Source organism: Nocardioides sp. YIM 152315 (genome assembly GCF_029210375.1).
Lineage (GTDB): Bacteria > Actinomycetota > Actinomycetes > Propionibacteriales > Nocardioidaceae > Nocardioides.
Map to the genome: position 1 here is coordinate 72,758 of NZ_JARGER010000028.1, position 24,408 is coordinate 97,165.

Consider the following 24,408-nt stretch of genomic DNA (forward strand, 5'->3'; position numbering starts at 1 on the left):
GGAAAGCCAGGTCTCGCGATGACCCTCGACCGCTCCCACCCGCACGCCGGCGACCCCGTCTTCGACCTGCACGTAGGCGGGAAGATGGAGGTGCGGTCGACCGTCGCGCTCGGGGGCGCCGACGACCTGTCGCTGGCGTACACGCCCGGCGTCGCGCGCGTCTGCGAGGCGATCGCGGAGGACCCGGCGATGACCCAGCACTACACGTGGGTGCCCAACACCGTCGCGGTCGTCACCGACGGCACCGCCGTCCTCGGCCTCGGTGACATCGGGCCGTCCGCCGCGATGCCCGTGATGGAGGGCAAGGCGGTGCTCTTCAAGCAGTTCGGGAACGTCGACGGCGTCCCCATCTGCCTGGACACCACCGACACCGAGGAGATCATCGAGACCGTCGTGCGCCTCGCGCCGAGCTTCGGCGGGATCAACCTCGAGGACATCTCCGCGCCGCGGTGCTTCGAGATCGAGGCGCGGCTCAAGGACCGGCTCGACATCCCGGTCTTCCACGACGACCAGCACGGCACGGCGGTGGTCGCCCTGGCCGCGCTGCAGAACGCGCTGCGCCTGACCGGCCGCGCCGCCGAGACCACCCGCGTGGTGATCTCCGGGGCCGGAGCGGCTGGCGTCGCGATCGCGGAGATCCTCCTCGAGGCCGGCATCACCGACATCGCGGTCACCGACCGCAAGGGTGTGGTGCACTCCGGGCGCCACGACCTCACGCCGGTCAAGCGCGCGCTGGCCGAGATGACTGCGGACAAGACGGGGCGCACTGGCAGCCTCGCCGACGTGCTCGACGGCGCCGACGTCTACCTCGGCGTCTCGGGCGGCACGGTGCCCGAGGAGGACGTCGCGCGGATGGCACCCGACGCGATCATCTTCGCGATGGCCAACCCGAACCCCGAGGTGCACCCCGAGGTCGCCCACCGGCACGCCCGCGTGGTCGCGACGGGTCGCTCGGACTTCCCGAACCAGATCAACAACGTCCTGGCCTTCCCCGGCATCTTCCGGGGTGCGTTCGACGTGCACGCCACCGCGATCACCGAGGGCATGAAGCTCGCCGCGGCGCAGGCGCTGGCCGACCTGGTGGGCGACGACCTGACCGAGGACCTCGTCGTCCCCTCGCCGTTCGACCCGCGGGTCGGGCCCGCGGTCGCGGCCGCTGTGGCCGATGCCGCACGCCGGGACGGTGTGGCGCGACTGCGGTGACTGTGGTTTCGAGACAGGACTTCGTCCTTCCTCAACCACCGTTCGTCGGTGGTTGAGGAGGGCGTTCTGCGCCCGTCTCGAAACCACCGGTAGGTTCGAGGAATGCTCGCCGTCTACGCCGACCGGTTCTCCAAGGACGACCCGCTCTCCGCCCTGCAGGTGGGGGAGCGGCCCGACCCCGACGTACCGGACGGGTGGACGACGGTCACCGTCAAGGCGGCGTCGCTCAACCACCACGACCTGTTCTCACTGCGGGGGGTCGGGCTGCGCGAGGAGTCGCTGCCGATGATCCTCGGCTGCGACGCGGCCGGCCACGACGAGGACGGCAACGAGGTCGTCGTCCACGCGGTGATCAGCGACCCCTCGTGGACCGGCGACGAGACCTTCGACCCGAGGCGCTCGCTGCTCTCGGAGCGCCACCAGGGCACGTTCGCCGAGAAGGTCGCTGTGCCGCGCCGCAACGTGGTGCCGAAGCCGTCGTCGCTCTCCTTCGAGGAGGCCGCCTGCCTGCCGACCGCGTGGCTCACCGCGTACCGGATGCTCTTCTCGCGCGGCCAGCTGCGGGCGGGCGAGACCGTGCTCGTCCAGGGTGCGGGCGGCGGCGTGGCCACGGCCGCGATCGTGCTCGGCCGGGCCGCGGGCCTGCGGGTGCTGGTCACCAGCCGCGACGAGGCCAAGCGGAGGCGGGCGCTCGAGCTCGGAGCGCACGACGCGTTCGAGTCGGGGGAGCGGCTGCCGGTCAAGGTCGACGCCGTCATCGAGACCGTCGGCCGCGCGACCTGGTCGCACTCGATCCGCTCCCTGCGGCCGGGCGGCCGGATCGTCACCTCCGGCACGACGTCCGGCCCGAACCTCGACGACGCCGAGCTCACCCGGATCTTCTTCCTCCAGCTGAGCGTCATCGGCTCCACGATGGGCACCCGCGACGAGCTCGCGGGCCTGGTGGCCATGCTCGACGCCACCGGCGCCCGGCCGCTGATCGACCGCACGCTGCCGCTGACCGACGCCCGGGACGGCTTCGCCGCGATGCTCGAGGGCGAGCAGTTCGGCAAGATCGTCTTCACGCGCTGATGACGACCCACCTCGTCACCGGGGCCGGCTCCGGCATCGGGGCGGCCGTCGCGCGCACCCTGCTCGACCGCGGCGACGACGTCGTGCTGGTCGCGCGTTCCGACTCGCGTGCCGAGGAGCTGCGGGCGACGTACGACGGCGCCGAGGTGCTCGTCGCCGACCTGGCGTTCCCCGAGTCGGTCGAGTCGCTGACGCCGCCGGGCTCGCTCGACTCGGTGGTGCACGCCGCCGGCGTCGTCGAGCTCGGCCCGGTCTCGACCCTGTCGATCGAGCACTGGGCGGCGCAGCTGCGGGTCAACGTCGTCGCACCCGCCGCGCTCACCCGGGTCGCCCTGCCCGCGCTCCGGTCGGCGCGCGGCACGGTCGTCTTCGTGAACTCCAGCGCCGGCCTGGTCGCCCACCCCGGGTGGTCGGCCTACGCGGCCTCGAAGCACGGGCTGCGCGCCCTCGCCGACTCGCTGCGCTCGGAGGAGGCGGCGCACGGCGTCCGCGTCTCGACGGTCTACCCCGGCCGCACCGCCACCCCGATGCAGCAGAAGGTGCACGCCCAGGAGGGCAAGGAGTACGACGCCGGCGACTGGATCCGCCCCCAGACCGTCGCCGACGCGATCGTGCGCGTGGTCGACCTGCCCCGCGACGCGACGATCACCGACGTGACCGTGCGGCCGGCGGGCTGAGCCGGCTCTCTGCAGCCGGCATGGTCTAGACCGATCCGGGCCTCTGGTCCAACTCGCCTCGCCCGGAGCGAACGCTCTCTACCCTCGCCATCAGTGCACACACCGGGAGGGACGATGGGACGACAGCGCATCATGGTGGCGGTCGCGGCCACGGCATTGACGATGTTCGGGCTGGCGGGCTGCGGCCAGAGTGACCGGATCGCCGCGGCTCCGGTTGGTGCCGTCGCCACGGAGAGCCCGAGTGCGCAGCCAGATCCGGGCGTCGAGGTCGTCGTCACGCACGAGCGCGTCCGGAAGGCGATCAAGATTCCCTTCCGGACCGTGCACCGCAAGGCGCCTTCCCTCAAGAAGGGCGTCACGAAGGTGGCTCGCCAGGGCCGGCCCGGGCTGCGGGTCAAGGTGTTCCGGCTGACGCTCGAGGACGGGCTGCGGGTCGACCGCAGGCTCGTGAACAACGTCGTCAAGCGCAAGCCGGTCACTAGGCTGGTTCTCCACGGGACCAAGGCACCGCAGCCGACGAAGCGGTGCGATCCGAACTACAGCGGGTGCGTCCCGATCGCGTCCGACGTCGACTGTGCGGGAGGCAGCGGCAACGGACCGGCCTATGCCCAGGGTCCGGTGCGCGTGATCGGCAACGACATCTACGACCTGGACGCCGACGGCGACGGGTGGGGTTGCGACTGACCTCGACGTCTCAGTCGTCGAGGAGTCGCACGAGCTTCTGAGGCGCGCAGTCGCGGTAGGACTCGGTCACCAGCTCGGCGACCTCGGTCCAGTCGGTGTCGTCGTCGAGCACCATGCCGACGACCGTGGGCGACCACGGTGGTTGGTAGAACGGCGGGCCGGCGTGGGTGAGGGCGAGCAGCTCGTCGCCGACCGCGCGGAAGGTGAGCACGGTGCGGATCGAGTGGTCGCCCGTGATGTCACGGTAGGCCGACTCGTAGCCGGGCTGCGCGACCATCACGTGCGCGAAGGTCTTCGACCGGATCCGCCACCGGATGCCGGTCCACGCCTCCTCCTCGCGGACCTCCGGGAGCCGCCGGGTGATCGCGCCGATCCGGCGTACGACCTCGACCTCGGGCTCGATGCGTCTCGGCACGGTGCGCGTCAGCCGAAGGACATCCGGAAGTCGGCCTGGCGGAACGACGCGAGCTGTCGCGCGTCGCGCAGCCAGGCCAGGGGGCCGTCGGCGGCGAAGTCCCAGCGACCACGGCAGGGGAGCGCCTTCGACGAACCCCGGAGCGTCGCGGTGCGCTCCTCGCCGTCGGTGTCGTCGATGCCCGGCTGCCAGGTCATCCCCTTGAAGGGGATCCGCACCATCGCCCGGCTCACGTCGGTGAAGGACGCGCTCGCGATGGGCCGCCGCTCCACCGACGTGGACCACGCGGTCGACGACAGCGGACCGCGGCGCCTGGTGTCGAGGTCGAAGTCGCACAGCCCCTTCGGGATCGCCCACAGCTCGCGACCCCCGGCCACCGACGCGGGCGAGTCCACCCAGATGTCGGTGATGGAGACGCACCGACCGTGCCGCTCCGTCGGCACCAGGCGGGCGACGAGGAGCTCGGAGTAGGTGAGGGGGCTGCCCGGCTCGTACGAGACGAACGCCGCGCCGTACACGCCGGCGGGCCGCAGCCCGTCGACCGGCGTCGCGAGCCTGAGGATCGACAGCCACAGCTGGCCGACCATGTGCCACGGCGCCGCGGGATAGGACACCTCGGCGTCCCGGGACGCCACCCACTCGATGGTCATGCGGGCATCCTGCCGCACCCGGCGTGCTGGCGAAAGTGTCAGTCAACTGACAGAATGCCTTCGTGCAGACTCAGCGGATCACGACGCGGGCCACGGCGTCGGAGCCCCGGTTCGCGGAGTACCCGCGGCCCGGCCGGCCGGACGCCCCGAACGTGCTGATGATCGTCCTCGACGACGTCGGGTTCGCCCAGCTCGGGTGCTTCGGCTCCGGCATCGCGACCCCCCACATCGACCGCCTGGCCGCGCAGGGCCTGCGCTACAACCGCTTCCACGTGACCTCGGTCTGCTCCGCGACCCGCGCGGCGCTGCTGACCGGACGCAACCACCACGCGGTCGGCATGGGCGTCACCCAGGAGGCCGCGCTCGGCTTCCCGGGCTACACGGGGCGGATCCCGCGCTCGGCAGCGACCCTGGCCCGGGTGCTCCGGGACCACGGCTACAACACGCTCGCGGTGGGCAAGTGGCACCTCGCGCCCAAGAACGAGTACTCCGCCGCCGGGCCGTTCGACCGCTGGCCGCTGGGCCAGGGGTTCGAGCGCTACTACGGATTCCTGGGCGCCGAGACCAGCCAGTGGGCGCCGGAGCTGGTCCGCGACAACACCCACATCGACCCGCCGTACACGCCGGAGGAGGGCTACCACCTCACCGAGGACCTGGTCGACCAGGCGATCCGGATGGTGCAGGACCAGCAGCAGGCGGAGGCACGCAAGCCGTTCTTCCTCTACTTCGCACCCGGCGCCGCGCACGCCCCGCACCAGGTGGCGCAGGAGTGGGTCGAGCCCTACCGCGGACAGTTCGACGACGGCTGGGAGGCGTGGCGGCGGCGGGCCTTCGACCGACAGGTCGCGGAGGGCATCATCCCGGCCGACACCGAGCTGCCCGAGCGACCGCCGTGGATCCCCGAGTGGGACGGGCTCCCGGCCGACCAGCGCCGGCTGTTCGCCCGCTACATGGAGGTCTTCGCGGGCTTCGTCACGCACACCGACCACCATCTCGGCCGGCTCCTCGACCACCTGGAGCAGCGTGGCATCGCTGACGACACGATGGTGATGGTGCTCTCCGACAACGGCGCCAGCGCCGAGGGCGGCCCGGCCGGCACGCTCAACGAGGCCGCGGGCTGGCTCGGCATGGCCGAGGACGTCGGGGAGTCCATCGCGCGCATCGACGAGATCGGCGGCCACGACGCCTACAACCACTACCCCTTCGGCTGGGCCTGGGCGGGCAACGCGCCGCTGCGGCTCTGGAAGCGCTACGCCTGGCTGGGCGGGGTGCGCACGCCGCTCGTCATCCGCTGGGGCGACCGCCTGAGCGGCCTCGGCGGCGTACGCCCGCAGTTCTGCCACGCGGTCGACCTCTACGCGACCGTGCTGGACGCGGCCGGCATCGGCGTGCCCGAGACCGTGGACGGCGTCACCCAGCAACCGGTCGAGGGCGCCTCGCTGCTGCCGAGCTTCGCGGCGGCGCAGGCCCCCGAGCACCGGCAGGTGCAGTACTTCGAGATGTTCGGCTCCCGCGGCATCTACGACGACGGCTGGATGGCGGTGACCGACCACGTCGCCAACCAGTTCGACGAGCGCGCCCACCTGACCGGCAGCTTCGACCACGACACCGACCGCTGGTCGCTCTTCCACGTCGCCGAGGACTTCTCGCAGGCCCGCGACCTCGCGGACCGGCACCCCGAGAAGGTGCGCCGGATGGAGGCGCTGTGGTGGGCCGAGGCGGGTCGCAACCAGGTGCTGCCGCTCTTCGAGTTCCCGGGCTCCATGGCCCACATGCACCCGGGCGAGTTCCCGCCACCGACCATGGGGACCTACGCACCCGGCGGTGGACCGATCCAGGAGAGCCAGCTGCCGGCGCTGATGGGCGGCTTCGAGCTCACGGCGTACGTCGAGGTGCCGGCTGGCGGCACCGAGGGCGTCATCACGGCGGTCGGCGACCGCCACGGCGGCTGGGCGACGTACCTCCTCGGCGGCCGGCTCGTCGCCACCTTCGCCCTGCTCGACCGGTCCACCCGGCTCGCCGCGCCCGACCCGGTGCCGGCGGGGGAGCACGTGCTGTCGGTGCGGTACGAGCCCGGCCGCGAGGCACGGCTGGTGCTGGCCGTCGACGGGTCGGACGTCGCTGACGCTCCGCTGCCCGGCCTGCTGTTCTTCCCCAACCTCGGCTCGTCGGGCGCGGGCATGCTGGTGGGCCGCGACCGCGGGCTCGCGGTGAGCCCCGACTACCGCCCGCCCTTCGCCTTCAACGGCGCGCTGCGGCGGGTCGAGCTGCGCAGCGGGCGGCCGGGGGCCGGGCCGGCGCGGAGCGCCGAGCTGCGGGTGGCGCTGGCCGGTGACTGAGCAGGCGACGGGTCGCCGCGAGGCCCGCAAGGCGAGCACCCGCCGGGCGCTCGAGGACGCCGCGCTGCGGCGCTTCGCCGACGAGGGGTACGACGACACGTCGGTCGACGCGATCGCCGCCGACGCCGGTGTGTCCAGCCGCACCTTCTTCCGCTACTTCGCCACCAAGGACGAGGTGCTCGACATGGGCCGCGCGGAGCGGCAGGCCGAGCTGCGCGGCCGGATCCGCGAGCTGGCGACGACCGACCTCGGCCCGCTCGACGTCGTACGCACGGCTGTCGTCGAGCTCGCCCGGGGCTTCGAGTCCGACCGTGAGCGCGTCCTGCTGCGCCAGCGCGCGGCTGCCACCTCGCCACTCCTGCGGGGCAGGCTCTACGACACGTTCCACTCGTGGGAGCACGTCGTGGCGCGCGAGCTCGGCGACGACGTCTCCGCCCGCACGCTCGCGGCCGTCGGCTTCGCCGTGTTCCGCGCCTCCACCGCGACCTGGGTCGACGACGGCGGGTCGCTGCCGGAGATCGTGGAGCAGGGCTTCCGATCCCTCGCGTGAGGACTTCTCGGGCAGAACCCGCACTCCTCGGGTGTTGCAACGGCCGAGAAGTGCGGGAGTACCCGGTGAACCGGGTATTCCGCCCCCGCGACGCCCGGCGTCAGTCCTCCGGGTCGTCCAGCCGGGCCAGCCAGGTCGCGAACCGCTCGACGGCGGTCTCGAACTCGGGGTGGGTGTCGGTGAACTCCTGGAGTCGCTCGGCGAGCCACGCCAGGGTGACCTCGTCGTCGCCCCGGCGCTTCTCGAGCTCCTCGATGCCTCGGTCGGTGAAGTACATCAGGAGAACGCGCGGGCCACGAGGTCCTTCTGCTCCTCGCCGTGACGCTTGATCGTGCCGACGGCGGGAGAGGACGACTCGGGGCGCGAGACCAGCTCGACCCGCGCGTCGACGTGCGGCCACACAGTGAGCGCGTAGTGCGGCCACGCGCCCATGTTCTGCGGCTCGTCCTGGACCCAGCGCACGGTCCGCAGGTGCGGGTACCGGGCGATCTCGTCGCGGATCTCGGCCTCGGGGCGCGGGTAGAGCTGCTCGACCCGCGCGATCGCGAAGCGCTCGCCGTCCTCCCGCTTGGCCCGCTCGACCATGAGGTCCCAGGTCACCCGGCCCGAGCAGAGCAGCAGGGTGTCGACCTTCTCGGCGTCGGCGGCGGCGTCGGAGATGAACGGCCGGAACGCGCCCTCGGTGAAGTCCTCCGGGCGGGACGCCGCCTCCTTGCGCTTGAGCATCGACTTCGGCGTGAAGACGATCATCGGCTTGTGCTCCTCGCCGAGCGAGTGCTGGCGCAGCAGGTGGAAGTACGACGCGGGCGTCGACGGCTGCGCGACCACGAACGCCTCGTCGGCGGCCATCGTCAGGAACCGCTCGATCCGGGCGGAGGAGTGGTCGGCACCCTGGCCCTCGTAGCCGTGCGGCAGCAGCAGCACGACGCCGGACTGCTGGCGCCACTTGCTCTCGCCGGACGAGATGAACTCGTCGATCACGGTCTGCGCGCCGTTGACGAAGTCGCCGAACTGCGCCTCCCAGAGGACGAGCGCCTCCGGACGCGCCACGGAGTAGCCGTACTCGAACCCGAGCGCGGCGTACTCCGAGAGCAGCGAGTCGTAGACGTAGAACTTCGCCTGCTCCTCGGTCAGGTTGGCCAGCGGCGTCCACTCGTCGGCGTTCTGCCGGTCGATGATCGTCGCGAACCGCGAGACGAAGGTGCCGCGACGCGAGTCCTGGCCGGCCAGGCGCACGGGCCGCCCCTCCATGAGGAGCGAGCCGAAGGCGAGGATCTCGCCGGTGCCCCAGTCGATCGGGCCCTCGGCGATCGCGGCGGCGCGGCGCTGGAGCTGCGGCATCACCTTCGGGTGGACCGTGAAGCCCTCCGGCGGGGTGACGTAGGCGTCCGAGATCCGCTTCATCACGTCCATGGTCACGACGGTGCGCGTCTCGCCGATCGGCTTGTCCGGGTAGTCGGGCACCGTCGTCCACTCCGAGGGCTGGCTGCTGGCCTCGCGCACCTCGGTGAAGACCCGCTCGAGCTGCTGCTGGTAGTCGCGCAGGACCTGCTCGGCCTCCTCGATCGTGATGTCGCCACGACCGATGAGGGACTCCGTGTAGAGCTTGCGCACCGAGCGCTTCTGCTCGATCAGGTCGTACATCAGGGGCTGCGTGTACGACGGGTCGTCGCCCTCGTTGTGACCGCGTCGGCGGTAGCAGACCAGGTCGATGACGACGTCCTTGTTGAACGCCTGGCGGTACTCGAAGGCCAGCCGCGCGACCCGGATGCAGGCCTCGGGGTCGTCGCCGTTGACGTGGAAGATCGGCGCCTGCACCATGCGCGCCACGTCGGTGCAGTAGAGCGACGAGCGCGACGAGCCCGGCGAGGTGGTGAACCCGACCTGGTTGTTGACGACCACGTGGATCGTGCCGCCGGTGCGGTAGCCGCGCAGCTGGGACAGGTTCAGGGTCTCGGCGACGACGCCCTGGCCGGCGAACGCCGCGTCGCCGTGCACCAGCAGGGGAAGCACCGGGTACGCCGCCCCCTGGTCGAGCACGTCCTGCTTGGCGCGGGCGATGCCCTCCAGGACCGGGTCGACGGCCTCGAGGTGGGAGGGGTTCGCGGCGACGGAGACCTTGATCTCGGCACCCGAGCCGGCGGTGAACGCGCCCTCGGCACCGAGGTGGTACTTCACGTCGCCGGAGCCCTGGACGGTGCGCGGGTCGATGTTGCCCTCGAACTCGCGGAAGATCTGGCTGTACTTCTTGCCGACGATGTTGGCGAGCACGTTGAGACGGCCGCGGTGGGCCATGCCCATCGTGACCTCGTCGAGGCCGGCCTCGGCGGCCGCCTCGCAGATCTCGTCGATGACCGGGATCGTGGTCTCGCCGCCCTCGAGGGAGAAGCGCTTCTGGCCGACGAACTTGGTCTGCAGGAAGGTCTCGAACGCCTCGGCCTGGTTGAGCTTGAGCAGGATCCGCAGCTGCTCCTCGCGGGGCGGCTTGGTGTGGGGCTGCTCGACGCGCTCCTGGATCCACCGGCGCTGCTCGGGGTCCATGATGTGCATGTACTCGATGCCGGTGGTGCGGCAGTAGGAGTCGCGCAGGATGCCGAGGATGTCGCGCAGCCTCATGAAGCGCCGGCCCTCGCCGCCGAACGAGCCGGTCGCGAACTCGCGGTCGAGGTCCCACAGGGTCAGCCCGTGCGACTCCACCTCGAGGTCGGGGTGGGTGCGCTGGCGGTACTCCAGCGGGTCGGTGTCGGCCATCATGTGGCCGCGGACCCGGTAGGCGTGGATCAGCTCGAGGATGCGCGCCTGCTTTGAGATCTCGTCGTCGTGCGAGGTCGCGATGTCAGCGTTCCAGCGGATCGGCTGGTAGGGGATCCGCAGCGACCGGAAGATCTCGTCGAAGAAGTCGTCTCCGCCGAGCAGCAGCTCGTGGAGCCGCTTGAGGAACTCGCCTGACTGCGCGCCCTGGATGACCCGGTGGTCGTACGTCGAGGTCAGCGTCATGACCTTGCTGATGCCGTTGCGGGCGATCGCGTCGGCCGACGCGCCCTGCCACTCGGCGGGGTACTCCATCGCGCCCACGCCGAGGATCGCGCCCTGGCCCTTCATCAGGCGCGGCACCGAGTGGACCGTGCCGATGCCGCCCGGGTTGGTCAGCGAGATCGTGGTGCCCTGGAAGTCCTCGAGCGTCAGCTTGTTGTCGCGGGTCTTGCGGACGATCTCCTCGTACGCCGTCCAGAACGCCGCGAAGTCCATCGTCTCGGCGGCCTTGATGCTCGGCACGAGCAGCTGCCGGCTGCCGTCGGACTTCCTGACGTCGATCGCCAGGCCGAGGTTGATGTGGGCGGGGGTGATCAGGTTGGGCTTGCCGTCGACCACGTCGTAGCCGGCGTTCATCTCCGGCATCGCCTTCAGCGCCTGGACCAGGGCGTAGCCGATCAGGTGGGTGAAGGAGACCTTGCCGCCGCGGGCGCGGGCGAGGTGGTTGTTGATGACCGTGCGGTTGTCCCACAGCAGCTTCACGGGCACCGAGCGCACCGAGGTGGCGGTCGGGACCGACAGGGAGACGTCCATGTTCTGGGCCGTGCGGGCCGGCGCGCCGCGGAGCACGGTGTAGGTCGGCTCGTCCTTCGCGGGGGCCGGAGCGGCCGGCCGGGACTCCTTCGGCACCGGGCTCGTGGTGCCCTTCGCCGGCTCGGCGGCCTTCGACTCCGGGCGCGGCTTCGCGACGGGGGCGGGGGTCGGCGTCGGGTCCGGCTTGTGCTCCTGCGCCGGAGCGGACTGCCGGGCGGGCTTCGCGGCCGGCGTTGGCGACGCCGTCGACTTGCTCTCGGGGGCGGTCTGCGTCGTACCGTTGGCGGCGCCGGCTCCGGCCTCGGTGCTGGCGGACTGGGTGCCGTTGGACTGGAAGTACTTCTTCCAGGTCGGATCGACGCTGTCCGGGTCCCGTTGGTACTGCTCGTACATCTCCTCGACGAGCCACTCGTTGGCGCCGAAGTCGGCAGACGCGAGCTCGGACTGACTACCTGGGGACTGCGGCACGGGTTGATTCGCCTCTTCCGGTACGTGCGCGGGGGAGTGTCAGACGTCAAGGCTAGACCCCCGCCCCAGCAAATGCAGACTGCCCGCAGGGCAATTCGGCGTGGTGTGCCGAGGGCCACAAGGTGACGTTGCAGACTTCGTCCGGATCGGCAGAGACGGATCCAATTCCCGGGGAGAGCTTCGGAGCATGAGTCAGAGAGTCCGACGCAGGTCAGGTGCGGTCGCGGCGACGGTCGGGACCGCGCTCGCGGCGACCCTCGCGCTGGCGGGTTGCAGCGGTGGCGACGATGATCCCGCCGGTGCGCCGGACGGGGCGACGACCGCCTCGACGGGGGCCGACGACGCGCCCGCCGTCGAGACACAGGTGTCCTTCGGCGAGGTGACCGGCAAGCTGGGCGGTGCCCGCCGGGACCGGCTGTCCGCCGACGTCCAGGCCGTCGTCGACGGCTGGCTCGACGCGGCGTACGTCGGCGGCGACTACCCGCGCACCGACTTCGACCAGGCGTGGCCGGGCTTCACGTCCGGCGCCCGGGCCGAGGCGAAGCGCGACGCCGGCCTGATGAGCAACCGCGACCTCGGTGCCGACATCGACGGGGTCGAGCCGGTCGGCCGGGCGGTGCGCATCGACGTCCTCGCCGTGAAGCGGAAGCCGGTCGGCGTGACCGCGCACGTGATCCTCAAGTTCGACACCACCGGCGCGACCTCCGAGCGGGTCAAGGTCGCCGGGCGGCTCTACCTCACGAAGGGCGGCCAGGGCTGGCAGGTCTTCGGCTACGACGTCACGAAGGAGGCGATCTAGATGAGGGCCCGGTTCCCCCGCGTGCTCCGCGTCGTCGCGATCGGCGCGGTGCTCGCCGTCGCCGGCCTGGTGATCCCCGACTCGGCGGTGAAGAGCACCGAGGTCGAGCTGGTGAAGGTGCAGCGCGCCGACGGCGTCGACCTCACCCCCGACGTGGTCTGGATCCTGGCCGTGGGCTCCGACGCCCGGCCGGGCGAGGACATGACCCGGACCCGCGGCGACGCCCTCCAGCTGGTCGGGATGAACACCAAGACCGGTGCGGCCACCGCCATCGGCATCCCGCGGGACTCCTGGGTGTCGATCCCGGGCTACGGGTCGAGCCGCATCAACGCCGCGCTCGCGTACGGCGGGCCGCAGCTGCTCGGCCAGACCGTCGGCGACCTCGTCGGCGTCCAGCCGGACTACGTCTTCGTGACCCGCTTCCCGTTCTTCGAGGACATGGTCAACGACATCGGCGGCATCGAGGTGTCCAACCCGCGGTGGTTCTTCGACGAGAACCTCAACCGCAAGGGCTTCAAGAAGGGCCGCATCCACCTCAACGGGTACGCCGCGATGGCGTTCTCGCGCAGCCGGCACCAGCTGATCGGCGGCGACTTCGACCGGTCCGCCAACCAGCAGCGGGTGCTGCGCGGCATCCAGGGGAAGATCCGCGCCCGTGCGGCCGTCCCCGGCTTCATCGAGCGCGGTGTGCTCTCCGTGATGGCCCACATGCACACCGACCTGTCCCCGGCCGAGCTCTTCCGGCTCGCCCAGGCGGCCGCGCAGGTGGTGCCCGCGAAGATCACCAACTGCGTGGTCCAGGGCGGCATCGGCAACGTCGGGGGCGCCAGCGTCGTGATCCCGAACGTCGACCAGGCACGCCGCTACGGCGACGCGGCCCGCCAGGACGCGACCATCGAGCGGTGCTGACCCGGGTCGCCGCGGCTGCCGCGGGCGTGCTCCTGCTCGCGGCGTGCACGGTGACCGGCGGCGAGACCGCGCCGGCGGGCGATCCCGCGCCGGCCGGGGCGATCCGGCCGGCCGAGGCGACACGGGCGCTCGACCGGCTCGACGTCGTGCCGCGCTCCGCCGCCGGCCCGGCGTACGACCGCGACGCCTTCGGCACTGCATGGGCGGACACCGACGGCAACGGCTGCAACCAGCGCGACGACGTGCTCCTGCGCGACGCGCTGCCCGGCACCGTCACGGTCGCGACGCAGGGGGCCTGCGACCACGACGTGCTCGCCGGCTCCTGGCCGGACCCCTACACCGGCCGCACCCTGACCTTCGACGACCTCAAGGCGCCGGCGCAGGCGCAGGCGATCCAGATCGACCACGTCGTCCCGCTCGCCGAGGCCTGGCGCTCCGGCGCCGCGTCGTGGTCGGAGCGACGCCGCGAGGCCTACGCCAACGACCTCGCAGTGCTGCTCGCGGTCGACGGGCCGACGAACGCCGCCAAGTCCGACGACGACCCCGCGGCCTGGCGCCCGCGCCGCTCCTTCCAGTGCGAGTACGCCGCGCGCTGGGTCGCGGTGAAGTCGACCTGGTCGCTCACCGCCGACCGCAGCGAGGTCGCGGGCCTGGAGGAGATGCTCGGCGCCTGCTGAGCGGACGCCTACTTGACCAGGACGCCGCCGTCGACCGGGAGCGCGACGCCGGTGATGAACCGCGACTCGTCGGAGGCGAGGAAGAGGACGGCGTTGCTCACATCGATGGACTCCACCCACGGGATCGGCAGCAGGATCGTCTCGCCGGAGGCCGCGGCGAAGTCGTCCTTCGTGGGGTGCTCCAGGTCGGGGGAGAAGAGGTCGTACATCGCTTGGTGCTGGACCATCTCGGTGTCGACCTGGGTCGGGTTCACCGAGTTGACCCGGATCCGGTGCTCGGCGAGCTCCTGGGCCAGGGTCTTCATCAGGCCGACGACCCCGTGCTTGGCCGAGACGTAGTGGCCGACGCCGCCGTACGAGCGGAGGCCGGCGACCGACGACGTCAGCACGATCGAGCCACCCGTGCCCTGCGCGACCATCACGGGCGCGGCGGCCTTCGCCGTGCGCCAGACGCCGCTGAGGTTGATGTCGATCATCTGCCCCCAGGTGGCCTCATCGAGCTCCTCCACGGAGCCGAAGGACAGGATGCCGGCGTTCGCGGAGACGATGTCGAGGTGGCCGAGCTCGGCCACGCCGGTGTCGACGGCCTCCTTGAGCGAGTCGTAGTCGCGGACGTCGGCGTGGGCCGTGACGATGCGGCGGCCCAGCGCCTCGACCAGGCGCACCGTCTCCGCCATGTCGTCCTCGGTGGCCATCGGGTAGGGGACGGTGTCCATGTCCTTCATCGCGTCGACCGCGATGATGTCGGCGCCCTCCTGCGCCAGGCGGACAGCGTGGCTGCGGCCCTGGCCGCGCGCTGCGCCGGTGATGAATGCGACCTTGCCTTCGACGCGTCCTGCCATTGTTCTCGTCCCTCCAGTCGGGTGCTGCTCGTTGGGATGGTTGCTGCGGACCTGCTCGGACCCCAGGGTCCCCGGGGTTGTCTCACGCTCCTGTGACGACGCTCACTTGACCAGCACGCCCGCGTCCACGGGCAGCGCCACGCCGCTGATGTAGCGCGATTCGGGCGACGCCAGGAACAGCACGGCGTCGCTGATGTCGCTCGCCTCGACCCACGGCACCGGCAGGGCGTTCATGGCCTGCGAGACCGGCGCGAAGTCCTCGCGCCCGGGGTGCTCGAGGTCGGGGCAGAAGAGGGCGTACATGGGGTCGTTCATGATCATGGGGGTGTCGACCTGGGTTGGGTTGACGCTGTTGACCCGGATGCGGTCGGCCGCCAGCTCCTGCGCGAGCGTCTTCATCAGCCCGTTCACCCCGTGCTTGGCGGCGGTGTAGTGGGCGATGTTCGCGTAGCCCGTGAGCCCCGCCGCCGAGCTGGTCAGCACGATCGACCCGCCCCGCCCGCCCGCCCGCAGGTGCGGCACGCTCGCCGCGACGGTGCGCCAGGTGCCGGAGAGGTCGACGTCGACCACGCACTGCCAGGTCTCCTCGGACAGCTCGTGGGCCGGTCCGGGCGCGTTGACTCCGGCGTTGGCGCAGACGACGTCGAGGCGCCCGAGGGCGCCGACGCCGTCGTCCACCGCTTCGCGTAGCGCGGCACCGTCGCGGACGTCGGCGACGCGGGCGATCGCCGTGCCGCCTGCCTCCTCGACGGCCGCCACAGTGTCCTCGAGGTCGGCCCGGGTGCCGAGCGGGTAGGGCACCTCCGGCAGGTCGGCGCAGACGTCGACGACGATGACGTCGGCACCCTCCTCGGCCAGGCGTACGGCGTGGCTGCGGCCCTGGCCGCGCGCGGCGCCGGTCACGAGGGCGACGAGGCCGGCGACCCGGCCGGTCCGCGTGCTCACTTGATCACCCCGTAGCGTCGCCGGTCGATCGTCAGCGCCACCGCGGCGATCACGACGATGCCCTTCACGACGAGCTGGGTGTAGGGGTCGACCGCGGTGATGTCCATGCCGGAGCCGAGGATGACGATGACGAGCGCCCCGAGCAGCGTGCGGTGCGGGCCGCCGATGCCGCCCGACAGCGCGGTGCCCCCGACGACGATGGCCGCGATGGAGTTGAGCAGGCTGGCATCGGCGCCCATCGGCACACCGGTGCTCGCCTGTCCGGTGAAGATGATCCCCGCGATCGCCGCGATCGCACCGGCCAGCGCGAAGACCGACAGCTTGACCGCGCGCACCCGGATCCCGCTCAGCGCGGCGGCGCGCTCGTTGCCGCCCACGGCGTACAGGTGCCGGCCGTAGGACGTCGCGAACGCGATCACCGTGAGCAGCACCGTCAGGCCGATGGCGATCAGGGCGCCGTTGGGGATGCTCCCGACCGTCGACTCGTTGACGAGGGTCTGGAGCAGGCCGGAGGCGAAGGAGACCGGGCCGCCGTCGGAGATCTGGTTGGAGATGCCGTTGAGGATCGACATCATGCCGAGCGTCACCAGGAACGACGGCACCTTGAGCACCGTCGTGATCAGCCCGTTGGCGAGGCCGACGAGCGCGCCCACCGCGATCACCATCGCGATCGCGAGCGCGCCGCCGTAGTCGTCGATCCAGGTGGCGATCAGGATGCCCGCGAGGGTCGCGTTGGCGGCGACCGACAGGTCGATGCCGCCGATCAGGATGACGAACGTGCCGGCCAGCGCGAGGACGGTCAGGAAGGCCATCTGGCGCAGGATGTTCTGCGCCGATCCCTCTGAGACGAAGGCGGGCGACTGCGACTGGAAGTAGAGGACGAGGCCCACCAGGGCGAGGACCGGCACCAGCATGTTCCGGTATCGCCCCCACAGGCTCCCGGCGACCGCGAGCGGCCCGCCGCCCGGGGCGCCGGAGCCGCGTGACTGCCGTGGGGCCGTCGCCGTCTCGTCCATCAGGTTCTGGGTCATCCGGTCCTCACATCATGTGCTCGACGATGTCGATCTCGGTGGGCTTGGTGGATCCGGGGGCGTCGATCTCGGCGCTCACCCGACCGTCGCGCATGACGACGACCCGGTCGGCGAGACCGATCACCTCCTCTAGCGACTCGGTGCACAGGACCACACCGATGCCGTCGGCGGCCAACGAGCGGATCAGGCCGTAGATCTCCTCACGGGTGCCGACGTCGATGCCGCGGGTCGGGTCGTCGAGGACGAGGACCTGGCAGTGGCCGCGCCCGATCCACCGGGCGAAGACGGTCTTCTGCTGGTTGCCCCCACTCAGCTCGCGCACCGGCACCGACAGCGAACTGGCTTTGACCGCCAGCCGGCGGCTCAGCTCCGTCGCCCGGGCCCGTTCGTCGCGGATCCGCAGCAGCCGCACGGAGCGTCGGGCGAGCAGGTCGAGGAACCCAATCGTGATGTTGCTGCGCACGGAGGCGTTGGGGAAGAGGGAGTCGCGGGCCCGCTCCGGTGGGACGTAGAGGACGCCCTGCCGGACGGCGTGGCTCACGCTCCACCGTCGCCGGGTCCGGCCGGCGATCACCACCTCGCCGTCGGAGAGGGGGAGGGCGCCGGCGATCGCGGCCGCGACCGACGACTTGCCCGAGCCGACGACGCCGGCCAGCCCAACGATCTCGCCGGGCCGGACCACGAGGTCGACCTGGGTGAAGTCCGCCGCGCTCGACGCCGACCGCAGCTCGGCGACCGGGGTGTCGTCCTGTGCGCCGGACTGCTCCTCCTCGCGGTAGTAGTCGGTGCTGCGCGCGCGGCCGACCATCAGCGCGTGGAGCTGTTGATCGGTCACCTCGTCGTTGGCGAGGGTGTCGACGACGCGGCCGTCGCGGAGCACGAGCAGCCTGGTGCTGAGCCGCAGCACGTCCTGGAGGATGTGGGAGACGTAGATGAACGCGACCCGGTCGCGCCAGCGGGCGATGAGGTCGAAGAGGATCTCGGCCTCGTGCTCTGTCAGCGCGCTGGTGGGCTCGTCGAGCAGGATGATCGGCGGCGCGTCACTGCCACCGGCGATCGCGAACGCCTTCGCGATCTCGACCAGCTGGCGCTGGGGATAGGTGAGGTCGGCGACGACGGCGTCGGCGTCGATCTCGTCGAGGTGCAGCTCGGCCAGCAGGGTGCGGGCCAGCCTGCGGAGGCGGCGCCCGCGCCCCGGGGCTCGGCCGACGAGGTCGACCTCGCGGCCGAGGTAGAGGTTCTCGTAGACCCGCAGCGACTCGACCAGTGCCTGCTCCTGGACGACCACCGAGACGCCCGACGCGCTCATCGCGCGGGCGTCCCCCAGCGGGGCGTCCCGCCCGTGCACGCGCACCACGCCCGCGTCGGGTCGCACGGTGCCGGCGACGACCCCGATGAGCGTGGACTTGCCGGCGCCGTTCTCGCCGATCAGGCCGAGCACCTCGCCGGGCCGGACCTCCAGCGACACGTCCTGCAGCGCGCGGACGGGGCCGTACGACTTCGAGACGCCGGTGAGGTGGAGGGTCGGGGCAGCCGTCATGCGACCAGCGAGTCCTTGAACTCGAAGAGGGGGCCGGACTTGAAGGCCTGCTCGTACGTCGTGCGCACGCCGGCGATGTCGGCGTCGTCCCATGCCGAGTTGAGCTGGTATTCGTCCTGCGCGACACCCGCGTAGTACTCGTTCGGGTCGATCGGATTGAGCAGGGTCTGCGGGTCCCAGCTGTCGGGGTTGAGGACCCGGCTCATCTTCTCCCACTCGAACGGCAGCTGGCCGCCGTAGATCGTCTTGAGGACGGTGTCGGCCGAGTCGGGGTCGACCAGCAGGGCGCCCTGCGACATGAACCGCTCCGGGAGGCTGAACTCCACACCGTTCAGCGCGTCGAAGGCGGTGATGCCGAGCAGGCCGGCGGTGAGGCCGCCGATGGTGGCGCTCGTGAGGTACTGCTTGCCCTCGGCGATGTACTCGACGTTCTGCTGGTTGCCGTCGAAGCCGGTGACGAACTTTCCCTTGATGCCCTGCGCGTCGAGGGCGGCGATCACGCCCGCGGCCTCGCTGTCGTTCTGCGCGAAGACGCCGACGAAGTCCGAGACCGAGGGCAGCGTGTTCTCGAAGGCCTTGCGCGCGTCCTCCGACGTCCAGTTGCCCGGCGAGGTGGTGACGATCTCGATGTCCGGGAAGTCCTTGAGCGCCGTCCGCATGCCGGCCGTCCGCTGGTCGTCGGCGGAGGAGCCCTTCTGGCCGGGGACGTGGATGACGGTGCCCGAGCCACCGACCTTATCGAAGAGCGCGCGGGCGGTCGCCTCGGCGATCTTGACCGACGGTGGGGTGAGGAATCGGATCCACTTGTCGGCGTCGGCCGGGGTGTACCAAGGCGGGGCGGTGTAGGAGCTCGCGTAGAGGATGCCCGCGGCTTGGCACGCCTTGGTGACGGCGGCGGCCTGCGCCTCGGTCGCCGGGGTACCGAAGATCGACTTGCCGCCGGCGGCTTGCACGTTGCCGACCTGGCCGATCGCGGTGTTGACGTTGCCGCCGTCCTCCACGGTGTTGGTCTTGACGCCGAGTGCCTCCATCGCCTGCTTGCCGCCGTCGGCGAAGGCCACGAAGAAGTCGTTGGACAGGGTCGTCACCTGACACCAGGTTGGGTCGGTGACCGTCGATCCGGAGCCGCCGGTGCCGCCGGAGCCCGACGCGCTGTCGTCCCCGCAGGCGGAGACGCCGACGACGATGCCCGCGGCCGCCATCGCGGAGAGGAACGACCGTCGCGAGAGAGGGTGGGGGAACGGCGCGTTCTTGGCGAAGTCGACGAGCTTGGACTCGGTGGAAGCCATGGGTCCCTCCTTGGGACTGACGGGCGGCGCACGGCCGGCCGGAGAGGAGTGGTGGAGTGGTGCCCGTCAGGTGTGGGTGGCGGGGGTGAGCAGCTGCGCGACGAACCATTCCGTCGCGTGCTTGGCGGCGCGCCCGAGCTTGTCGCGATCGCTGTAGAGGGTCATGTGGCTCGTGTGGGGGAGCACGACGAGCTCCTTCTTCGACGTCGGGATCGCGTTGAACGACTCGATCTCGAGGTCCCACAGCGTCAGGTCGTCGCCCTCGGCGACGATCATCATGGTCGGCGTGTCGTAGATCCGCGGGACGAAGTAGTTGACGTCGTAGTCGAGCAGCAGGTCGACCGACTCCATCGTGCTGAGGTTCTGGTAGAGCGGCGCCTCGGTGGCCTGGAGCTGGGCGAACGTGCGCAGGGTCTCCGGGAACGGCCACGCGGAGAGCTCGTGCTCGGGGTCCTCGGTCGCGTGCGGCAGGTAGAGCCGCTTCGCCTGGTCGTCGAACCGCAGCCGGCGGTCCTCGAGGATCGCGTCCCACAGCCGCCGGTAGCCCATCGTGCCGTGGACGCGCCGCATGTTGCGGTAGCCGTCGACGACCGGGATCTGGCTGACGATCGCCCTCACCCGCGGGTCGGTCGCCGCGAGGATCAGCACGTGTCCGCCTGAGTAGGAGATGCCCCAGGCGCCGAGCCGCTCGGCGTCGACGCCGGGCTGGCGCTCGAGGAAGCTCAGCGCGTTCTGGTAGTCGCGCACCTGGGCGACGGGGTCGAGGTGCTGGCGGGGCTCGCCGTCGGACACGCCGAGGTTGCGGTAGTCGAACACCAGGGCGGCGATGCCGGCCGCGGCGAAGGCCTCGGCGTAGTAGGGCATCACCAGCTCGCGCACGTAGCACCACCCGCCGGCGAGGACGACGGCCGGAGTCGGACCGTCCGTGTCCGGCCGGTAGAGCCAACCGCGCACCGTGGTGCCCTCGCTCTGGAACTCGACGTCTTCTCGCTGCATGGGCCCTCCGTCGTGAGCCGTTCGTGGTCGGGGCCCGGCCGCGGATCCGTGACCGGATCGCGGTCTCGAGCGGGCTCCATCGTGACGACGGTCACCCTCGAGTGTCAAGTGGCACTGGACACTTCTGTTAAGTGGCGATTCACGCTAGCGTAAAGCATCACTGGACAGCGGTCGACGGGACTGGATGCTCCATCGACCGGGACGGGAGCGTGCGCGGATGAACGACGACGAGCTGCTCGCGGCGTACGAGCGCATGTGCCTGATCCGCCACCTCGAGGTGCGGGTCGCCAAGCTGTACGCCGAAGGCGCGATCCCGGGCTTCGTGCACACGTCGGTCGGCCAGGAGGCCAGCGCGGTCGGCGCCCTGTGGCACGCCCGGGCCGACGACGCGATCACCTCGACCCACCGCGGCCACGGCCACGTCCTCGCCAAGGGCCTGTCGCCGCGCGGCATGATCGCCGAGCTGATGGGCAAGGAGGCGGGCGCCTGTCGCGGTCGCGGCGGCTCGATGCACGTCGCCGACCCCGCGCTCGGCATCCTGGGCGCCAACGGCATCGTGGGCGCCGGGCTCCCCATCGCCGTCGGCGCCGCTTACGCTCGAGCCGCGGCGGGTGCCGGGGCCGTGGCGGTTGCCTTCTTCGGCGACGGCGCCGTGGCGACCGGGGCGTTCCACGAGGCCACCAACCTCGCCGCCCTCTGGCGGCTGCCGCTGGTCCTCTTCTGCGAGAACAACCAGTACTCCGAGTTCTCGAGGGCGTCGGACCAGCACCCCGTGCCGATCTCCCAGCGCGCCCGGGGCTACGGCATCGGCTACCGCCACGTTGACGGCAACGACGTCGAGGCGGTCGCCGGCACGATGGCCGAGGTGCTGGCGCACGTCAGGAGCGGTGGTGGCCCCGTGCTCGTCGAGGCGCTCACCCTCCGCGTCCGCGGGCACTACGAGGGTGACCCGCAGCGCTACCGCGACGGACGGGACGAGGCGGCGGTCGACCCCCTCGATCTGGCGCAGCGTCGGCTGCTCGCGCGCGGCGTGCCGGAGGAGTCGGTCGCCGCGGCCGAGCGCCGGGCGACGGAGGTTGTCGACGACGCCGAGGCGTTCGCCCGGGCGGCACCGCTGCCCGACGCCGCCGGTGTGCTCGACGACGTGGTCGCTCCGCGCCACCCCGTCGTCGAGGCGCCGCTGACACCCGACGGTGAGCTGCAGAACCAGTCGCGCACCCTCCGCGCAGCCCTTGGGGACGCCCTCGCCGACGACGGGCGCGTCTTCCTCGCCGGCATCGACGTCGCCGGCGGCAACGTCTTCGGCATCACCCGCGGCCTCGCGGAGACTCACCCCGGCCGGGTGCTCGATACCCCGATCGCTGAGACCGCGATCGTGGGCCTCGGGGTCGGCGCCGCGATGTCGGGTCTGCGGCCTGTCGTGGAGCTGATGTACCTCGACTTCGTCGGCGTCTGCCTTGACCAGCTGATGAACCAGGCAGCCAAGCTGCGTTTCATGACGGGCGGCGCGGTGAGTGTGCCGCTCGTCCTGCGCACCCAGTTCGGATCGGGTCGCTCATCGGGCAGTCAGCACTCCCAGAGCCTCGAGGCGCTGCTCGCCCACCTGCCCGGGCTGACCGTGGTGATGCCGAGCTCGGGCCCGGACGCCTACGGCCTGCTGCGAGCGGCGATCGAGGACGACAACCCCGTGGTGTTCATCGAGCACCGGCTTCTCTACGACCAGAAGTCGCCCGTGCCACCGCCGAGCCACCGCGTGCCGATCGGCAAGGCGGCCGTCCTCAGGCCAGGCACCGACGTCACCGTCGTCGCGTGGTCGCGCATGGTGCATCACGCCCTGGCCGCGGCGGAGACGTTGGCGGCCGAGGGGGTCGAGGCGGAGGTCGTCGACCTCCGGACCATCGCGCCGCTCGACCGCGAGACCGTGCTCGCGTCCTTCGCTCGCACCAACCGGATGGTGGTCGCGCACGAGGCGGTCAGCGACTTCGGGGTCGGCGCGGAGGTGGCCGCGCTCGCCGTCGACCAGGGCTTCTGGTCGCTCGACGCGCCGGTGGTGCGCGTCGGGGCGCGGCCGGGCCCCGCGCCGTACGCGCCGGTGCTGGAACACGCCTGGGAGGCCGGCCCCGACGAGATCGCGGCCGCTGTCCGCCGGGTGGTCGCGTGCTGACTCCGACCCGACCGCACGGGGTCGCCGCGCCGGGCAGCGACGGCCTGGTCGGCGACCTGCTGTCGCGGGTGGCCAGCGACCGTCACGCGACCCCCGCCGTCGTCGACGGCGACCACATCCTGACCTACGACGAGCTGTACGCGCGGGCCCGCTCGTTCGCGGCGGGCCTGCGCCAACGAGGGTTCGGTGCCGGCGACGTCGCCCTGCTCCAGCTGCCAAACTGGTGGGAGACCGTCGTCGCGGCCTGGGGCACCTGGCTCGCGGGTGGCGTCGTGTTGCCGGTGGTCGCGATCTACCGTCGCCACGAGCTCTCCTTCGTGGTGCGCCAGGTGCGCCCACGGGTCGCCGTCGCACCCGAGGGGCATCGCGGCCACCGCCACGCGGCGCTGCTGCGCGAGGTGCTCGCCGAGGCGGGCGTCCCGGCCACGGTCGTCGTTGTCCGCGGGCCGGGCGGCGAGCCGGACGCGTTCGAGGCGCTGGCGGCGAGCGCGCCCGCCCGCGACGACCCCGCGCCCGAGCCGGGGCCGGACGACGTCGCCCTCGTGCTCTACACGTCGGGCACGACCGCCGACCCCAAGGGCGTGCTCCACACCCACCGCACGTTGCTCGCCGAGCTGGCGGCGATGCGTGAGCACTGCGAGCTCGGCCCCGACGACCGGGTCTTCATGCCATCGCCGCTCACCCACGTCACCGGGATCTCGTACGGCGTGCTCCTGCCGGCCGGCCTCGGCGCCACCTCCGTGCTGATGGACCGGTGGGACCCGGCGGTCGCCGTGGACGTGGTCGAGCGCCACGAGTGCCGCTTCACCGTGAGCGCGACACCCTTCCTGCGCGGCCTCACGACGGCGTACGCCGAGCGCGGCACCCGCTCGGCGCTCCGCACCTTCGTGTGCGGCGGGGCCGACATCCCGCCCGAGCTCGTCGAGGAGGCGCAGCGGGTGCTCGGCTGCGCGGTCCTCCGGACCTACGGGTCGAGCGAGCTGCCCACACTGGCGATGGTGCCGCTCGACCGCGGCGCCGCCCTGCCCGACGTCGAGGGGCACGTCATGTGCGGCGCCGAGATGATCCTGCGGGAGTCGGAGGCCGGCGTGCCCGAGCTCCTGGCCCGGGCGCCCGAGCTCTTCGTGGGCTACCTCGACCCCGCGCTCAACGCCGCGGCGTTCACGGACGACGGCTGGTTCCGCACGGGCGACACGGCGACGATCCGTGGCGGCGTGCTGCGTGTCGTCGGGCGGATCAAGGAGATCATCAACCGGGGTGGTGAGAAGTACAGCGCCGCCGAGGTCGAGTTCGCCCTGCTCGACCATCCCGACGTCGAGGAGGTCGCGATCGTGGGGTTCCCGGACCCCGAGCTGGGCGAGCGAGCGTGCGCGTTCGTGGTGCCGCGCAACGGCGCAGCACCCGACGTCGCGACGCTTCGCGAACATCTCGTGGCGCACGGGCTGGCCGTGCAGAAGGCTCCGGAGAGGGTGGTCGTCATCGACGCGTTGCCGCGGACCTCCAGTGGTAAGGTCCAAAAATTCCTGCTTCGCGGTCGGATCGGTGCGCAGCCTCCGCCGGAACGGCGGTCCGAGTCAGAAGGGGGATTCTGA

General features: G+C 71.8%; 21 protein-coding genes. 11 read left to right on the forward strand and 10 right to left on the reverse strand.

Annotated elements, in window-relative coordinates; translation table 11 throughout:
• Positions 1–18 precede the first annotated feature (18 nt).
• From PZ894_RS09145 to PZ894_RS09160, 4 genes are all read left to right on the forward strand, one after another.
• A complete protein-coding gene (locus PZ894_RS09145) occupies positions 19–1,203 on the forward strand; it encodes an NADP-dependent malic enzyme (protein WP_275744193.1) in 1,185 nt (394 codons plus the stop codon).
• Between the two features lie 102 nt (positions 1,204–1,305).
• Entirely contained in the window at positions 1,306–2,274 is a 969-nt protein-coding gene (locus tag PZ894_RS09150; RefSeq protein ID WP_275744194.1) for a zinc-binding dehydrogenase, read from the forward strand.
• A complete protein-coding gene (locus PZ894_RS09155; RefSeq protein WP_275744195.1) occupies positions 2,274–2,951 on the forward strand; it encodes an SDR family oxidoreductase in 678 nt (225 codons plus the stop codon). The genes PZ894_RS09150 and PZ894_RS09155 overlap by 1 nt, the downstream gene beginning before the upstream one ends.
• A 114-nt stretch (positions 2,952–3,065) precedes the next feature.
• Entirely contained in the window at positions 3,066–3,635 is a 570-nt protein-coding gene (locus tag PZ894_RS09160; RefSeq protein ID WP_275744196.1) for a G5 domain-containing protein, read from the forward strand.
• Positions 3,636–3,645: 10 nt separating this feature from the next.
• Here the strand turns inward: PZ894_RS09160 and PZ894_RS09165 are convergent, their stop codons facing one another.
• Positions 3,646–4,050 carry an MmcQ/YjbR family DNA-binding protein gene (locus PZ894_RS09165; RefSeq protein WP_275744197.1) on the reverse strand — a complete coding sequence of 135 codons (405 nt, stop codon included), beginning with the start codon at positions 4,048–4,050 and terminating at the stop codon, positions 3,646–3,648.
• 8 nt (positions 4,051–4,058) lie between these two features.
• On the reverse strand, positions 4,059–4,700 hold the full coding sequence (locus PZ894_RS09170) for an acetoacetate decarboxylase family protein (RefSeq protein WP_275744198.1): 642 nt from the start codon (positions 4,698–4,700) through the stop codon (positions 4,059–4,061).
• Positions 4,701–4,762: 62 nt separating this feature from the next.
• Here PZ894_RS09170 and PZ894_RS09175 point away from each other — a divergent pair, with 62 nt between their 5' ends.
• Both PZ894_RS09175 and PZ894_RS09180 read left to right on the forward strand, forming a co-directional pair.
• Entirely contained in the window at positions 4,763–7,039 is a 2,277-nt protein-coding gene (locus PZ894_RS09175; RefSeq protein WP_275744199.1) for an arylsulfatase, read from the forward strand.
• The gene (locus tag PZ894_RS09180) at positions 7,032–7,589 is read left to right on the forward strand and encodes a TetR family transcriptional regulator (RefSeq protein ID WP_275744200.1); all 558 of its coding nucleotides are present in this window, start codon (positions 7,032–7,034) and stop codon (positions 7,587–7,589) included. The genes PZ894_RS09175 and PZ894_RS09180 overlap by 8 nt, the downstream gene beginning before the upstream one ends.
• Positions 7,590–7,689: 100 nt before the next feature.
• On the opposite strand, the gene PZ894_RS09185 is transcribed toward PZ894_RS09180, so the two are convergent.
• Both PZ894_RS09185 and PZ894_RS09190 read right to left on the reverse strand, forming a co-directional pair.
• Positions 7,690–7,866: a DUF6104 family protein gene (locus tag PZ894_RS09185; RefSeq protein ID WP_168929319.1), complete on the reverse strand. Its 177-nt coding sequence runs from the start codon at positions 7,864–7,866 to the stop codon at positions 7,690–7,692.
• Positions 7,866–11,624 carry a multifunctional oxoglutarate decarboxylase/oxoglutarate dehydrogenase thiamine pyrophosphate-binding subunit/dihydrolipoyllysine-residue succinyltransferase subunit gene (locus tag PZ894_RS09190; protein ID WP_275744201.1) on the reverse strand — a complete coding sequence of 1,253 codons (3,759 nt, stop codon included), beginning with the start codon at positions 11,622–11,624 and terminating at the stop codon, positions 7,866–7,868. The genes PZ894_RS09185 and PZ894_RS09190 overlap by 1 nt, the downstream gene beginning before the upstream one ends.
• A gap of 187 nt (positions 11,625–11,811) precedes the next feature.
• On the opposite strand from PZ894_RS09190, the gene PZ894_RS09195 reads away from it, so the two are divergent.
• Genes PZ894_RS09195 through PZ894_RS09205 form a run of 3 tightly spaced genes read left to right on the forward strand, consistent with a single transcriptional unit; the run spans position 11,812 to position 14,009 of the window.
• Positions 11,812–12,423 (forward strand): hypothetical protein, encoded by a 612-nt coding sequence (locus tag PZ894_RS09195; RefSeq protein WP_275744202.1) that lies wholly within the window; start codon positions 11,812–11,814, stop codon positions 12,421–12,423.
• The gene (locus PZ894_RS09200; protein WP_275744203.1) at positions 12,424–13,332 is read left to right on the forward strand and encodes an LCP family protein; all 909 of its coding nucleotides are present in this window, start codon (positions 12,424–12,426) and stop codon (positions 13,330–13,332) included.
• Positions 13,326–14,009, forward strand: coding sequence for an HNH endonuclease family protein (locus tag PZ894_RS09205; protein ID WP_275744204.1), 684 nt, complete (start codon positions 13,326–13,328; stop codon positions 14,007–14,009). The genes PZ894_RS09200 and PZ894_RS09205 overlap by 7 nt, the downstream gene beginning before the upstream one ends.
• Positions 14,010–14,017: 8 nt before the next feature.
• Here the strand turns inward: PZ894_RS09205 and PZ894_RS09210 are convergent, their stop codons facing one another.
• The 6 genes from PZ894_RS09210 to PZ894_RS09235 form a co-directional block, all read right to left on the reverse strand.
• Complete coding sequence (locus tag PZ894_RS09210) at positions 14,018–14,851, reverse strand: mycofactocin-coupled SDR family oxidoreductase (RefSeq protein ID WP_275744205.1); 834 nt, start codon at positions 14,849–14,851, stop codon at positions 14,018–14,020.
• A gap of 102 nt (positions 14,852–14,953) precedes the next feature.
• On the reverse strand, positions 14,954–15,796 hold the full coding sequence (locus PZ894_RS09215; protein WP_275744206.1) for a mycofactocin-coupled SDR family oxidoreductase: 843 nt from the start codon (positions 15,794–15,796) through the stop codon (positions 14,954–14,956).
• Positions 15,793–16,827, reverse strand: coding sequence for an ABC transporter permease (locus PZ894_RS09220; RefSeq protein WP_275744207.1), 1,035 nt, complete (start codon positions 16,825–16,827; stop codon positions 15,793–15,795). The genes PZ894_RS09215 and PZ894_RS09220 overlap by 4 nt, the downstream gene beginning before the upstream one ends.
• 7 nt (positions 16,828–16,834) lie before the next feature.
• Entirely contained in the window at positions 16,835–18,367 is a 1,533-nt protein-coding gene (locus PZ894_RS09225) for a sugar ABC transporter ATP-binding protein (protein WP_275744208.1), read from the reverse strand.
• Positions 18,364–19,656 (reverse strand): sugar ABC transporter substrate-binding protein, encoded by a 1,293-nt coding sequence (locus PZ894_RS09230; protein WP_275744209.1) that lies wholly within the window; start codon positions 19,654–19,656, stop codon positions 18,364–18,366. The genes PZ894_RS09225 and PZ894_RS09230 overlap by 4 nt, the downstream gene beginning before the upstream one ends.
• Positions 19,657–19,722: 66 nt before the next feature.
• Positions 19,723–20,652, reverse strand: a complete 930-nt coding sequence (locus PZ894_RS09235) for an alpha/beta fold hydrolase (RefSeq protein WP_275744210.1) — start codon at positions 20,650–20,652, stop codon at positions 19,723–19,725.
• Between the two features lie 217 nt (positions 20,653–20,869).
• Here PZ894_RS09235 and PZ894_RS09240 point away from each other — a divergent pair, with 217 nt between their 5' ends.
• The gene (locus PZ894_RS09240) at positions 20,870–22,816 is read left to right on the forward strand and encodes an alpha-ketoacid dehydrogenase subunit alpha/beta (RefSeq protein ID WP_275744211.1); all 1,947 of its coding nucleotides are present in this window, start codon (positions 20,870–20,872) and stop codon (positions 22,814–22,816) included.
• Positions 22,810–24,408: an AMP-binding protein gene (locus PZ894_RS09245; protein ID WP_275744212.1), complete on the forward strand. Its 1,599-nt coding sequence runs from the start codon at positions 22,810–22,812 to the stop codon at positions 24,406–24,408. The genes PZ894_RS09240 and PZ894_RS09245 overlap by 7 nt, the downstream gene beginning before the upstream one ends.

Bases quoted from the DNA above. Each gene is read 5' to 3' on its own strand.
- PZ894_RS09220 (WP_275744207.1), bottom strand. From the start codon at position 16,827: ATGACCCAGAACCTGATGGACGAGACGGCGACGGCCCCACGGCAGTCA.
- PZ894_RS09185 (WP_168929319.1), bottom strand. From the start codon at position 7,866: ATGTACTTCACCGACCGAGGCATCGAGGAGCTCGAGAAGCGCCGGGGC.
- PZ894_RS09225 (WP_275744208.1), bottom strand. From the start codon at position 18,367: ATGACGGCTGCCCCGACCCTCCACCTCACCGGCGTCTCGAAGTCGTAC.
- PZ894_RS09170 (WP_275744198.1), bottom strand. From the start codon at position 4,700: ATGACCATCGAGTGGGTGGCGTCCCGGGACGCCGAGGTGTCCTATCCC.
- PZ894_RS09150 (WP_275744194.1), top strand. From the start codon at position 1,306: ATGCTCGCCGTCTACGCCGACCGGTTCTCCAAGGACGACCCGCTCTCC.
- PZ894_RS09145 (WP_275744193.1), top strand. From the start codon at position 19: ATGACCCTCGACCGCTCCCACCCGCACGCCGGCGACCCCGTCTTCGAC.
- PZ894_RS09155 (WP_275744195.1), top strand. From the start codon at position 2,274: ATGACGACCCACCTCGTCACCGGGGCCGGCTCCGGCATCGGGGCGGCC.
- PZ894_RS09210 (WP_275744205.1), bottom strand. From the start codon at position 14,851: ATGGCAGGACGCGTCGAAGGCAAGGTCGCATTCATCACCGGCGCAGCG.
- PZ894_RS09195 (WP_275744202.1), top strand. From the start codon at position 11,812: ATGAGTCAGAGAGTCCGACGCAGGTCAGGTGCGGTCGCGGCGACGGTC.
- PZ894_RS09200 (WP_275744203.1), top strand. From the start codon at position 12,424: ATGAGGGCCCGGTTCCCCCGCGTGCTCCGCGTCGTCGCGATCGGCGCG.
- PZ894_RS09235 (WP_275744210.1), bottom strand. From the start codon at position 20,652: ATGCAGCGAGAAGACGTCGAGTTCCAGAGCGAGGGCACCACGGTGCGC.
- PZ894_RS09160 (WP_275744196.1), top strand. From the start codon at position 3,066: ATGGGACGACAGCGCATCATGGTGGCGGTCGCGGCCACGGCATTGACG.
- PZ894_RS09230 (WP_275744209.1), bottom strand. From the start codon at position 19,656: ATGGCTTCCACCGAGTCCAAGCTCGTCGACTTCGCCAAGAACGCGCCG.
- PZ894_RS09240 (WP_275744211.1), top strand. From the start codon at position 20,870: ATGAACGACGACGAGCTGCTCGCGGCGTACGAGCGCATGTGCCTGATC.